Here is a 13,304-nt window from a genome sequence, read left to right as displayed (position 1 = left end):
TTCGTTCTTTCGTGTTCCCAGCTTATCAGATGTTTTCCGCTCCGTTTTCCGGGGCTTCGTCATCCAACTCGCCGGTGTCTTCCGGTGCTTGACGCTCCGTCCGACGTTCCAAACTCTAGCCGATCCCCGCTCCGAAAAGCGAATCCGGCCGAGTCCAGCCGCAATCCGATAAAACGAGCACGCCGAATAAGCACCGAGTCGCGACGCGAAAAGCGAAACGACCGGCACGGACCGGAGTGGTGTTTCAAGGGATTGGCTGCCCCGGGACCGTCCGCGCTGATGCGTGTCCGGTGCTCCCTGCCAGGCAACTCGAAGAACATTAGACCTCTGGGGAGGCCGAGTCAAGCGTCGCAAGCGAATTTTCGGCACCCTCCTCGGCCGGCAGCTGGAAGGCCAGGACGGCGACGTCGTCGTCGTGCTCCGAGGTCACTCCCATCGCCCGCAACAGCCGGGCGCAGATCACCTCGGGGGCGCCGATCGCGCCGGTGAGGGTGCGGGCCAGCAGGTCGAGTCCCTGGTCGATGTCCTCGTCGCGGCGCTCGACCAGGCCGTCCGTGTAGAGGACTCCGGTCGTGCCGGGGAGCAGGCGCAGGGTGTGGGAGACGTGCAGGCCGCCGCCGGTGCCGAGTGGGGGACCGTTCTGTTCCTCGCTGCGCAGGATGGTTCCGTCGGGGCAGCGCAGCAGCATGGGGAGGTGGCCGGCCGAGGCGTAGGAGAGGGTGCGGCGCCGTGGGTCCCAGACCGCGTAGGTGCAGGTGGCGATCTGGTTGGCGTCGATCTCCATGGCGAGGCCGTCGAGCAGGCACATCACCTCGTGCGGGGGCAGGTCGAGGCGGGCGTAGGCGCGTACGGCGGTGCGCAGCTGGCCCATCACGGCGGCCGCCCGCAGTCCCCGGCCCATGACGTCGCCGATGACGAGTGCGGTGCGTCCGCCCGCGATGGCGATGACGTCGTACCAGTCGCCGCCGACCGCGGCCTCGGCGCCGCCCGGCTGGTAGGTGGCGGCGACCCGCAGGTCGGCGGGCTGGTCGAGCTTCTGCGGGAGCAGGCTGCGCTGGAGGGTGACGGCGGCCTCGCGCTGGCGGCGTTCGGCTTCGCGCAGCCGGGCGGCGGCGAGGACCTGGTCGGTGACCTCGGCGGCGAAGATCAGCACTCCGGCGGGCGGTCCGTCGGGGGCCGGCAGCTTGTCGGCCGGCTCACCGGCGTCCCCGGTGCCGAGCGGGACGCAGGAGACGTTGTAGTAGCGGTTGCCGGTGAGGCCGAGGATGCAGCGGGCCTTGACGCTGCGGGGGCGTCCGCCGCGGATGACCTGGTCCATCAGGGGCAGGACGCCCATGGTGCCGAGTTCGGGGAGGGCCTCGGCGGCGGGCAGGCCGGTGGGGCGGTCGCCGAAGAGTTCGCGGTAGGCGCGGTTGGCGTAGCCGAGCTGGTGGAGCGGGCCGTAGGTGACGGCGACCGGGGCGGGGATGCGGTTGAGGACCTCGCGCAGGTCCTGGGGTTTGTGCGGGTCGAGGAGTTCGGCGGTGGTGGCGGGGCCGATCGGGTCGCGGGGGCCGGGCACGACGACGTTGTCGGTGGAGGGCGTGCCCTCGTCGGTGCCGGCCCCGGTGGGTGGGGCGGCACGCCAGGGGACTCCGGTGAGCCGGGCGCTCCAGCGCATGAGGTTCAAACGACGGCCGCTTCCTCGTTTTCCAGGCATATCATCACTTTTTGTGTACACATCGGTACACGGGGTAATGACCAGTTCGGGCTGATCCTGTCAGGCGGAGGGCCGGTTCCGGAAGTCGCCCGCCCGGCGTGGCCGTCGGATCGGCCCTCGGACCGGCCGCCGGCCGCGGGCGACGGGCGCCTTCATCGGGGAGCTTCCGGCCCCGCCCCGGACGGCCGGCCCGTACCGGAATCGAATCCGCCCTCGAAGGCCGAACGCGGGTGCCCGATCGTTCCCAGGGAGACCACCTCGCGGGAGAACACCCCGAGCAGCACCCAGTCCATCAGCACCCGCACCCGGCGCTCCGCGCTCGGCAGTCGCCGCAGGTGCCGCGCCCGGTGCAGCCACCACGCGCGGCGTCCGGTGAGCCGGCCGCCGCGCCGGGTGTGGGCGACGGCCCGGTGCAGGCCCAGCGAGGTCGAGCAGGCGGCGGGGCCGGGCCGGTACGCGGCCAGGCCCGGCGCGTGCGGTCCGCCGTCCAGGGACAGGGCGATGTTGCGGGCCAGCAGTTCGGCCTGGGCGAAGGCGTGCTGGGCGTTGGGCGCGCAGGGGGCGCCGTCCGCGCCGGGGTCGGGGACGGCGGCGCCGTCGCCCGCCGCCCAGACCCCGGGCAGCGCCCGTCCGTCCGGTCCGACGGCCTGCAGGGTGGCCAGACAGCGGACCCGGCCCAGGGTGTCCAGCGGCAGGTCGGTGTCGCGCAGCATCGGGGACGGCCGGACGCCCGCCGTCCAGACCAGGGTGCGGGCTCCGAAGCGACTGCCGTCGGAGAGCGCGGCGACCCCGCCGACGGCGGACTCCAGGGTGGTGCGCAGCCGGATGTCGACGCCGCGCTCGCGCAGCTGGCCGAGGGTGTGCTCGGCGAGTTCGGGCGACTCCTCGGCGAGGATCCGGTCGGTCGCCTCGACCAGCACCCAGCGCAGGTCCTCGGCGCGGACGTTGTGGTGGCCCCGTACGGCGGTGCGGGCCATGTCCTCCAGTTCGGCGAGCGCACCGACGCCCGCGTACCCGGCGCCGACGAAGACGAAGGTGAGCGCGGACTGCCGCAGGGCGGGGTCGCGGGTGGCGGAGGCGAGGTCGAGCTGCTCCAGCACGTGGTTGCGCAGGTGCACCGCGTCGCCGACGGTGGAGAAGCCGAGGCCGTGCTCGGCCAGGCCGGGCACCGGGGCCGTCCGGGAGACCGATCCGGGGGCCACCACCAGGACGTCATAGGGGAGTTCGAGCGGCGCCGGGGGCTCGCCGGGGCCCGCGGCGTCGGCCAGCGCGCGGCGGGCGGCGTGTTCGATCCGGGTGATCCGGGCGGTGAGCACCCGGCAGCCCGGCAGGGCGCGGCGCAGCGGGACGACCACGTGCCGCGGGTCGATCGAGCCGGCCGCGACCTCGGCCAGCAGCGGGCGGTAGGTGGAGTAGGCCTGGGGTTCGACGACGGTGATCTCCACCTCCCCGCGCCGCAGCCGCTCCCGCAGGCCACGCTGGAGGTGGAGCGCGGTGGCCATCCCGGCGCAGCCGCCGCCGGCGATCAGGATCCTGATGGTGCACCTCCTGCCGATGTGACGTTTCGTCCCGGCCCTGCGGCCGGGGGTGTCCCCCCATCACGCACCCCTATGAAGGACCGGCGGAGGTGGTCTTGTCCACAGTCCGTACGGGGCTGGTTGCGACGGAAGTGACGGCCGTGGCCAGTTGTGCTTCCCGGGCGACTTTCTGACGCACTTTCGGCCGCGAAGAGCCGTGAACTATGGTCGGATTGTGTGCCGGAGCGGCCGTCGCCATGACAACCGGTGGCGACGCACCGTGGAGCGGCCACTACGGCCAGTTCCAGCGTTGGCGTGAGAACCCGACTGGGGGACAGTCATCCGGGGAAGGGTAGTTCCCGGACGAGGCCCCGGGCGGTGCCGACGCACCGAGCCGGACGTCAAGAGCGGCCCGGCGGCACGACCGTGGTCACCGGAACGGGACGGGCGGCACGAGCGATGGGTCATCTGGTCATTTCTGACGGGCTGAGCTGCACCGGGGGGTGCAGGGGCGGGCGACGACAGGGTCCGGTTCCGGACGCCTGCGGGGGAGAGTTGGGATGATGGAGCAGAAGCAGGTGTTGGGGCGGGCGGGCGCACCGCACGCCGGACAGGGCACGGTCCCGGAGCAGCGCGGCCCGGTGGACCTGCCGCAGGGCGGGATGGCGTACGCGGCCGTCCCGTACCGGGCGGAGCCCCCGCAGGCCACCGCGCCGCTGCCCGGGGCCCGGTTGCGGGTGGACGCCCGGCGGAACCTGGAGAGCGTGCTGCGGGCCGCCCGGGAGGTGTTCGGCGAGTTCGGCTACGGCGCTCCGATGGAGGAGGTCGCGCGCCGGGCCGGGGTCGGGGTCGGCACGGTCTACCGGCGCTTCCCGAGCAAGGAGGTGCTGGTCCAGCGGATCGCCGCCGAGGAGGTGGCCTGGCTGACCGCGCAGGCGCGGGAGTCGCTGTACGGCGGCGAGGGCGCCTGGGAGGCGCTGGCCGGGTACCTGGCCCGGGCCGTGGGAACCGGGGCCGGGCGGCTGCTGCCGCCGGAGGCCTTCCGGTACGCGGAGGAGCTGGGCCGGGTGCCGGAGCAGCGGGCGCCGGAACCGCCGGCGGCCGTCCGCTTCGACCTGCGCGGCGAGGAGGCGCGGTCCGGGGCGGGGGCGGAGCCCTCACCGGCGGACGCCGATCCCCGGCTGCTGCTGCAGCTGTTGGCCGCCCTGGTGGCGCGCGCGGGTGCGGCGGGCGAGCTGCGGCCGGGCGTCACGGTGTCGGACGTGGTGCTGGTGCTGACCGCTTCGGTGCCGGTGCACGCGGCGCGGCCTTCGGTCTCGGCGCCGACGGCGGCGGGTTTCACGGTGGTCGGTCCGCAGACGGACGGTCAACCGGCCGCCGCGGGGCCGTCGGACCGGCTGCTGCAGATACTGCTGGACGGTCTGCGGGCGGGCTGAGCCGCCTGCCGCGGCACGCCGGTCCGGCGGCGGCACCCGGCCTCCGCTGCCGACGCGCGGGGCGGGCAGGCGAGTTGGGCGGGACACCGGCGCGCGGACGGAGCACGCGCGCCGGGTGCGGGCGTCGCACGACCCCGCGCCGCGCGCCGGGCGAACAGATCCGCGACGGCCCCTCGGAAGAGTGGGTACCGGCCGGTCCGGCTACCGCGCGTCCCTGCGCTATGCCATCCTTTGCCCGTGGTTGGAGCCAATGTCCCGATGCGCGCCCTTCGCGCGCCGTCGGCGCCGTACGCCGGGGAACCGTGCGCCCACGCACTCCCACGCGCCCTGCCACACTACGGGGGCTGTCGTGGAATCTGGGGTCCGTTGTGAGCGCCGAGGAACAGAACGACTACGGGTACGGCCTCGACTTCGGGGGGTTCTCCGGCAGTACGGCCGAAGGGTCAGCCGCGGGCCCCGGCGGTAGCGGCTCGGCCCAAGTGCCGGGCGCCCCGGCCGGATCGGGCTCCGCATCCGGCTCGGGCAGCGCGGCCGGTTCCGGCGCCGGGCAGGTCCCGGACCAGGGCGGATGGCCCGGCCGCGAGCCGCTGCCCGCCTCCTCCGCCTCCTCCTCCGCATTGCCGCCCGGCCGGGTGCCCGGCCAGGCCCCGGCGGGCCGGGGCGGCGTCGCCCCCGAGGCGTTCGTCGCCGACGGCCGGCCGGCCCGCCCCACCGTGCCCGCCCCCGCCGACCCGGTGGACGGCGAGCGCCCGCCCTCCGACGCCGAGTTGACCGCCCGCGTCCGGGCCGGCGACGACACCGCGTACGAGGAGATCTACCTCCGGCACGTCGACTCGGTGCGCCGCTACGCCCGCACCTGCTGCCGGGACAGCTTCACCGCCGAGGACCTCGCGGGCGAGGTCTTCGCCCGCACCCTCCAGGCGCTCAAGGCGGGCAAGGGACCGGAGTTCGCCGTCCGCGCCTACCTGCTGACCGCCGTGCGCAACGTCGCCGCCGCCTGGACCCGGAGCGAGCGGCGCGAACAACTCGTCGACGACTTCGGCCTGTTCGCCCAGACCTCGGCCGCCGTCGTCGACTTCGACCTGGCCGACCCCGGCGCCGACGCCTGGGCCATGGCGATGGCCGACCAGCGGATGGTCATGCAGGCCTACGCCGAACTCCCCGAGGACGACCGGGTGGTGCTCTGGCACACCGAGGTCGAACGGGAGTCCCCGAAGACCGTCGCCGTGATGCTCGGCAAAACCGCCAACGCCACCGCCGTCCAGGCCCACCGGGCCCGCGACCGGCTGGCCGCCGCCTTCCTCCAGGCCCACGTCTCCGGCAGCCAGGCGAGCAGCTGCGAGGCGTACGCCAACCGGCTCGGGGCGTACGCGCGCGGCTCGCTGCGCAAGCGGGCCTCGGCGGAGGTCGGCCGGCACCTCAAGGAGTGCGACCGCTGCACGGCGGCCTGCCTCGAACTCACCGAGATCAACACCGGTCTGCGCGCGCTGCTGCCCGGCGGCGTGCTGGTCTGGGTCGGGGTCGGCGGGTTCAGCGCCGCCGCGGCCGCCGTGGGCGGTGTCGCCGCGGTCGGCGGTGCGGCCGCGGCGGGGACGGCGGCGGCCGCGGCCGGGTCCTCGGGCACGGCGGCGGGGGCCGCGGGTACTGCGGGTGCCTCCGGCGCGGCCGGTGCCGCGGGGGCTTCCGGCGCCGCGGGGGCTTCCGGCGCTTCCGGCGGGAGCGCGGCCGCTGCCGCGGCCGGCGAGGGCCTGGGCACCGCCGCCAAGGCCGGGATCGCCGCCGCCGTCGCGGTGGCGGCGGCCGCGGTGGCCGCGTACGCGCTGACCGGCTCGACCGAGCCGGAGCCGCCCGTGGCCGCTCCCCCGGCCGTCTCCGCCCCGGCCTCACCCGCACCGGTGGCAGCCGTGCCCGCGCCGCCCGCCCCGGCGCCCACCCCGCCGCCCACCAGCGCCGCCCCGGCCCCGGCCCTGGAACGGCCCGCGCCCAGCCCGAGTGCGACTCCCGCCCCCAGGCCGACCTCGAAGCCGACCCAGCACCCGGTGACCACCCGGGCCCCGCGGCACGGACCGACCACCGAACCGACCACCGAACCGACCGCCGAGCCACCGCGCGTTCCGACCCCGGCCCTCCCGCCGCTGCCGACCCCGGAGCTCCCGGAGCTACCGGAAGTGCCGGAAGTGCCGGAAGTGCCGATCGTCCCGACGCCCACCGTGCCCACGGTGCCGCCGGTGCCGCCGGTGCCGGAACCGACCGTCACCCCGCCGATCCCGCCCGCGCCCACCGACTTCTGGGGCGACTCCCTGCCCGTGCTCAAGCCCGGCAACCACCGGGTGCCGCCGGAGGGGCCCAGCATCCGGCGGAAGGGCAGCGACAGGTTCTGGCAGCGCGACGGCGGCTGGATCGGCGGCGACTACCACCCGCACGCCATCACCGTGCACGCGCCGGCCACCACGCTGATCGACCTCAACCGCGGCTGCACGTCCTTCGACGCGGTCGCCGGGGTCGACGACGCGACGCTCGGCCCCGGCGGGGTGGTCTTCACCGTCCAGGGCGGCGACGGCAGCACCCTGTGGCGCTCCCGTGTCATCGGCGCCGGGGACGACGCGGTGCCGGTGCACGTGCCGCTGGCCGGGCAGAAGTCGATCCGGCTGGTGGTCACGCCGGTGCACGGGATCTGGTCGGCGCTGAACGTGGCGGACTGGGCGCAGGCCCGGTTCAGGTGCTCGTAGGGGGCCCGACACGGGCCGAGGCCCGTCCCGGGAGCCGCTGACGGCTTCCGGGACGGGCCTCCCGCTCCCGCGGCTACCTGCTCAGACGGCGCAGGAGCCGTCCGCGCAGGCCTCACCGGCCGCAGCGGCCTGCACCGGGGCCGGGCGGCGCTCCCCGATCTCCGCGGCCACCTGCTCCAGCACCTTGCGGAAGGTCGCGGCCTCCTGCCCGCCCTGGACCGCCCACTTGCCCTCGAACACGAAGGTCGGCACGGCGCTGATGCCCAGCTCACGGGCCTCGGCCAGCTGGGCGCGGACCTCGGCGGTGCCCTCGTCGCCCGCCAGGTAGGCGGTCACCCGCTCGCGGTCCAGACCCGCCGCCACCGCGACGTCGGCCAGCGCGTCACGGTCGCCGACGTCCACACCGTCGGTGAAGTGCGCCTTCAGCAGCGCCTCCTTGAGCCGGCCCTGCGCCTCGGCGCCGTACTCGGCCTCGGCGAGGTGCAGCAGGCGGTGCCCCAGGAAGGTGTTGGCGTGCAGGGCGGCGTCGAAGTCGTACGTGATGCCCTCGGCGAGGCCCAGCTCGGCCACCCGCGCGTCCATCGCCACCGACTGCGGGCCGTAGCGCTCGGCCAGCCAGGCGCGGTGCGGGCTCGCCGTCGCGGGCGCGTCCGGGACCAGCTGGTACGGGCGGTAGACGACCTCGACGTCCTCCTTGCCCGGGAAGTCCGCCAGGGCCTGCTCGAAGCGGCGCTTACCGATGTAGCACCAGGGGCAGGCGATGTCGGACCAGATCTCGACCTTCATGTCGGGGGCTCCAGGGGGCGTCTCGTGCGGATGTACGGGATGGGTGAACGATGAACCATCTCGGCACATTCCCGACACCGCCGGGCTCCCTGCCTCAGCCCTCCGCGGGTGCCGGCACCACCAGGACCGGGCAGGCCGCGTGGTGCACCGCCGCCGAGCTCACCGATCCCAGCAGCAGCCGGGCGAAGCCCCCGTTGCCCCGGGTGCCGACCACCAGCGTGTGCTGCCGGGTCGAGGCCTCCAGCAGCACCTCGATGACGTTGCCCAGCACCACGTGCAGCGACATCTCCCCCTCGTACGGCCGGACCCGCTGGCGCAGCACGGTCGCCACCGCCCGGCGCAGCCCGTCCGCCATGCTCTCGACCAGCGTCTCCACGCTCTCCTGCACCAGCTCGGCCATCCCCGGCGGGTACCCGGCCGGTGCCGGGTTCACCACGGCCAGCACGTACAGCGGCAGCCCGAACAGTTCCGCCTCGGTGATCGCCCGGTCCAACGCCCACAGCGACCCGTCCGACCCGTCGCAGGCCGCCAGCACCCCCGGCGGCCGCCCGGTCGGCGGCCGCCCGAGCACCGACAGCACCACGGGAACCTCCTGCCCCGGGCTCACACCGGCCACCGCGCACACTCCTCACCGCTGACTCACAGCCCCGCCATCATCACCTGCCCGGCGCCACCGCCCGGGCCAGCCGCGCCGAACGGCGCAGCGGCGGGGGCAGCTCGGACGGGGGTGCGCCCGATCGGGCAGGTCCCCGGCGGGCGGGGAGCCGCGGGGGTCAGGGGGTGAGGGCCGGGAGGCGGGGATGGGGGAGGCCGGTCCAGCAGGCGCCGTGGCGGCGGGCGCGGAGGCGGCGGAGCCAGAGTTCGGTGGAGACGAGGTCGGCGAGGCCGGCCAGGGCGGCCGGGGAGAGGGGGGTGGCGGGGTCGGTGGAGTGGGCGAGGCCGGCGCGGACGGCGGCGAGGTCGATCAGACCGGCTTCGGCGAGCAGGGGGGCGTCGAAGAGTTCGGCGAGGCCGTCGGCGGCGAGGCGCAGGCCGGCCCGGGTGGGGGCGGTGCGGTCGGGGCGGGGGCCGCGGCCCCAGTCCGGGGGCAGGTCGGTGCGGCCGGCGCCGGTGAGGACGGCGTGCAGGAGGGCGTGCCGGGCGCCGGGTTGGAGGCGGACGTCGTCGGGGAGCAGCCGGGCCGCGCGGACCACCTGGTTGTCGAGGAAGGGCGCGTGCAGCCGCTGGCCGGGCCGTTCGGCGGCGTGGACGAGCGTGCGGTAGGAGCGTGCCTGGCGGTGGAGGGCGTGCCGGGCGCGGTGCGCGCCGGGGTGTTCCTCGGGCGCCGGTTTGCGCGCCGCCAGGCGTAGCCGGAGGGCCACCGAGGAGAGCGCCTCGTCGGAGAGCCAGCGGGCGGCCGGGCCGGGGACGCACCAGGCGAGGTCGACGGCCGAGCGGTCGCCCGCCGTGCCCGCGCCGTCGGGGACGTGGCGGGCGGTCAGCTTGGCGGCCGCCTCGTCCAGCGCGTCGGCGTAGCGGACCCGGGAGAGCCGGTGGGCGGCCCGGACCACGGTGAGCGGGGTGCGCAGCGCGCCGGCCAGCACACCGGCGGCGGCCCGGTCGGCGCCGGCCAGGGCGGCGACCGGGGGCAGCAGTTCGCGGGGCCGCCCGGCCCGGATGAGGTCGGCGAGCCGGGCCGGGTGGCCGTCCAGGACCTGGCGGGCGCCGTAGCCGGTGAGGTGGTCGGTGCCGCCGGCGTCGAAGCGGGCCTCGGCGCGGGCGACGGCCACGAGTTCGGGGCCGGGCTCGTCGGTGAGCGGTCCGGACTGCGGGTCGGCGCGCAGGACGGCGTAGGGGAGGGTGTCGGGGCCGGGGTCGAGCACGGTGTGCCGCAGCCGCGGGGTGTCGGGGGCGAGGGCGAGGGTGGTGGGCGGTTCGGTCTCGCCGAGCGTGACGGCGGCCAACTGCTCGGGGGCGGAGGGCTCCTGGGCGTTCTGCCGGACCCAGGAGCCCTTGACCGCACCGCTCCTGGCCCCGGCGGCCCCGGCGGCCCGGGCGGCGCTCCTGGTGCCGACGGCGAGCGCCGCGGCCCCGACGCCCGCTGCGCCCGCAGGCACCGGCGGCAGCGGCACGGCGGCGGCGAGCAGGGCGACGGTGGCGGAGGCGGTGCCGTACGAGAGGTCGACGCCGAGCCGGGCGCGCCCGGCGGGGCCGCCGGCCGTTGCGGTGGTGCGGACCCGGGAGCGGACGGATTCCAGCAGGGCGCGGGTGAGTTCGCGGATGGCGGGCGCCTCGTCGCGCGGCTGGTCCGCACCGGGCGGCTCGTCGTAGGCGTCGAGGTACGGGCGGCCGCCGCGGATGGCCAGCACGTGGCCGGGCGGCACCCGTTGGACGCCCAGGTACGGGGTGCCGGTGCCGAGCGCCTCCGGGGACTCGGGGCAGGCGAGCCGGGCGGCGAGGTGGCCGGTGTCGAGGGCGGCGCCGACCAGGTCGGCGAGCGGGAGGGCGGCGGTGGCGTACGCGGTGCCGTCGGCCCAGGGGGTGTGGAAGACGGGCTGGGCGCCGGCGAGGTCGGTGAGCAGCAGGGTGGAGCGGGTGCCTGTGCGCAGCACGACGGTGTAGCTGCCGGGCCAGGCGGTCAGGTGGCGGACGGCGCCGCCGCGGGCGGCGGCGAGGCCGGCGGCGAGTTCGGCGTCGGTGGCTCCGCAGTGGCCGAGGACGGCGAGCCGGGTGGTGGCGGGGGTGTCCTCGACCGGGTCGGGGGCGGTCGGTCCGGTGCTGACGGCGGCGGGGGCGCCGGGGCGGAGGGTGACCAGGCGGATCTCCTCGGGGCGCCAGTCGCCCACCGCCCAGAGCGGGTTGGGGCCGGTCCACAGGGGGCGCGCGGCGATCGGTGTGACCGTGGCGAGTGCCTCGTGCGCCGGTGTTCCCGCCCGGGGCACACCCGTGCTCCAGCCCGTCAGCCACCGCATCGCGCCTCCACCGGACGAGGACCTGCACTCGCGCGGCGCGTCCGGCGCCGGGCGGGGCGGCCGGGTGGAGTGCCGGGTCGCGGCCCGCACGCGCGTCCGGGCGTGCCCTCGTTCCGGCGCGCCGTCAGGAGACATCGTGCCACCACCGGGCCTTGCCGGCGGCGGTGTTGTCGGTTCCGGTTCTGTTGCGCCGTGGCCTCGGCAGCCGCCGGGCGGGAGTGCCGCGGGGACGGGTTCGGGCGGGCCGGGCCTCCCCCTCCCTGGCCCGGACCGCCCGGACGGCGCCCTTGACATGGGCATCGCGAGATGGCCGAAAGGCGTCGCCCCGCCCGGGAGGGCATCCGCATGCCCTCCCGGACTTGACCGCCACCCGCGGGGATTGAGGCGGCGGCATCCCCCGGCCCGCCGGGTCCTCGACGGCGGGCCGACCCACGACCACCAGCGAATCGCCGCGCAGCCGGTCGGGCCAGGGGGCACGGCCGGGCGCACGTGAACACGGGACCGGAGCACGACGCTCCGGCGCGCGGCACGGCCGAACCGCTCCGGGTGGTCCGGACCAACTGCCGCAACGGCCCGGCACGGCACCGCCGGGTGCGCGATCCCGCCATCCGGAATGCGGCCTCTTAACCGTCGGAACGCGTCCGACTACTCTAGGTACAGCAGCTACGGCCCGGTGCCGCCCGGGCCCCGCGCACAAGGCCGCAGGAGGTGCCGCCGCCACCATGACCGTCAGCCCACGAGGACCGAACGAACGGCTCGGCACGCTCCTGACCCTCGCCCAGATCAGCAACGCCGGCCTGGCCCGTCGGGTCAACGACCTCGGCGCCCAGCGCGGATTGACGCTGCGCTACGACAAGACATCGGTGGCCCGCTGGGTCAGCAAGGGCATGGTCCCGCAGGGGCCCGTCCCGCACCTGATCGCCACCGCGATCGGCGGCAAGCTCGGCCGGCCCGTGCCGCTGGAGGAGATCGGCCTGGGCGACACCGACCCGGCGCCCGAACTCGGCCTGGCCTTCCCGCGCGACGTCGCCGACGCCGTGCGCTCCGCCACCGACCTGTTCCGGGTCGACCTCGACCTTCGCCGGGGCCCCGGCGGCGGCCGCTGGAGCGACAGCCTGGCCGGGACCTTCTCGGTCGCCGCGTACGCGACGCCCGTCTCCCGCTGGCTGATCAACCCGGCGGACGGCTCGGTGGCCCGCGAGCTGCCGCGCTCCCCCAGCGAGAACCCCTCGTACCGGGTCGGCCACTCGGACGCCGTCAAGCTCCGCGAGGCCGCCCAGGAGGCCCGCCGCTGGGACTCCAAGTACGGTGGCGGGGACTGGCGTTCGTCGATGGTGCCGGAGTGCCTGCGGGTGGAGGCGGCGCCGCTGCTGCTGGCCTCCTACAGCGACGCGGTCGGCCGGGCGCTGTTCGGCGCGACCGCCGAACTCACCAGGCTGGCCGGGTGGATGGCCTTCGACACCGGCCAGCACGAGGCCGCCCAGCGCTACTACATCCAGGCCCTGCGGCTCGCCCGGGCCGCCGCCGACGTGCCGCTCGGCGGTTACGTGCTCGCCTCGATGAGCCTCCAGGCCGGCTACCGGGGCTTCGCCGAGGAGGCCGTCGACCTCGCCCAGGCCGCCCTGGAGCGCAACCGCAGCCTGGCCACCGCCCGGACCATGAGCTTCTTCCACCTGGTGGAGGCGCGCGCCCAGGCCAAGGCCCGCAACGCGGCGGCGTGTGCGACGGCGCTCGGCGCGGCGGAGAGCGCGCTCGAACGAGCACGCGCCGGGGACCCCGACCCGGCGTGGATCGACTTCTACGCCTACGACCGGCTGGCCGCCGACGCCGCCGAGTGCTTCCGCGACCTCGGAGTGCCCTCCAAGGTCCGGCAGTTCACCCGCGAGGCGCTGGCCAAGCCCACCGAGGGCTTCGTCCGCTCGCACGGCCTGCGGCTGGTGGTCTCGGCGATGGCCGAGGCGGAGGCGGGCAACCTGGACGCCGCGGTCGCCGCCGGCGAGCGCGCCGTCGAGGTGGCCGGCCGGATCTCCTCGCAGCGCAGCCGGGAGTACGTGGTGGAGATGCTCCGGCGGCTGGAGCCCTTCCAGGGTGAACGCCGGGTACGGGAGTTGACCGAGCGGGCGCGGGCGGTGATCGTCGCCCCGGCGTGAGCCGCCGGAGCCGACGGAAGAGCCCCCGAGGAATCT

General features: G+C 76.2%; 7 protein-coding genes and 1 pseudogene. 3 read left to right on the top strand and 5 right to left on the bottom strand.

Going from position 1 to position 13,304, the window contains the following annotated elements:
- Window positions 1-352: 352 nt before the first annotated feature.
- A pseudogene (locus ACZ6Z8_RS35585) lies at window positions 353-1,669 on the bottom strand (PP2C family protein-serine/threonine phosphatase); the annotation flags it as partial.
- A gap of 182 nt (window positions 1,670-1,851) precedes the next feature.
- Window positions 1,852-3,225, bottom strand: a complete 1,374-nt coding sequence (locus ACZ6Z8_RS35580; RefSeq protein WP_465614143.1) for an NAD(P)/FAD-dependent oxidoreductase — start codon at window positions 3,223-3,225, stop codon at window positions 1,852-1,854.
- Between the two features lie 551 nt (window positions 3,226-3,776).
- Between ACZ6Z8_RS35580 and ACZ6Z8_RS35575 the strand changes: the two genes are divergently transcribed.
- Both ACZ6Z8_RS35575 and ACZ6Z8_RS35570 read left to right on the top strand, forming a co-directional pair.
- On the top strand, window positions 3,777-4,652 hold the full coding sequence (locus ACZ6Z8_RS35575) for a TetR/AcrR family transcriptional regulator (RefSeq protein WP_465614139.1): 876 nt from the start codon (window positions 3,777-3,779) through the stop codon (window positions 4,650-4,652).
- A 368-nt stretch (window positions 4,653-5,020) separates the two neighbouring features.
- On the top strand, window positions 5,021-7,381 hold the full coding sequence (locus ACZ6Z8_RS35570) for a sigma-70 family RNA polymerase sigma factor (protein ID WP_465614138.1): 2,361 nt from the start codon (window positions 5,021-5,023) through the stop codon (window positions 7,379-7,381).
- A gap of 81 nt (window positions 7,382-7,462) precedes the next feature.
- Here ACZ6Z8_RS35570 and ACZ6Z8_RS35565 read toward each other — a convergent pair whose 3' ends face one another.
- The 3 genes from ACZ6Z8_RS35565 to ACZ6Z8_RS35555 form a co-directional block, all read right to left on the bottom strand.
- Complete coding sequence (locus tag ACZ6Z8_RS35565; protein ID WP_465614137.1) at window positions 7,463-8,167, bottom strand: DsbA family oxidoreductase; 705 nt, start codon at window positions 8,165-8,167, stop codon at window positions 7,463-7,465.
- Window positions 8,168-8,261: 94 nt separating this feature from the next.
- Window positions 8,262-8,783, bottom strand: coding sequence for a universal stress protein (locus tag ACZ6Z8_RS35560; protein ID WP_465614136.1), 522 nt, complete (start codon window positions 8,781-8,783; stop codon window positions 8,262-8,264).
- A gap of 157 nt (window positions 8,784-8,940) precedes the next feature.
- Window positions 8,941-11,118, bottom strand: a complete 2,178-nt coding sequence (locus ACZ6Z8_RS35555) for an asparagine synthase-related protein (RefSeq protein ID WP_465614135.1) — start codon at window positions 11,116-11,118, stop codon at window positions 8,941-8,943.
- A 722-nt stretch (window positions 11,119-11,840) separates the two neighbouring features.
- Here ACZ6Z8_RS35555 and ACZ6Z8_RS35550 point away from each other — a divergent pair.
- Window positions 11,841-13,268 carry an MFS transporter gene (locus tag ACZ6Z8_RS35550; protein ID WP_465614134.1) on the top strand — a complete coding sequence of 476 codons (1,428 nt, stop codon included), beginning with the start codon at window positions 11,841-11,843 and terminating at the stop codon, window positions 13,266-13,268.
- Window positions 13,269-13,304: the final 36 nt, after the last annotated feature.

This window comes from Kitasatospora sp. NPDC101108 (genome assembly GCF_055584725.1).
The sequence above is the reverse complement of the archived record's forward strand: the minus strand, read 5'-3'. Positions and strand labels throughout refer to the sequence as shown.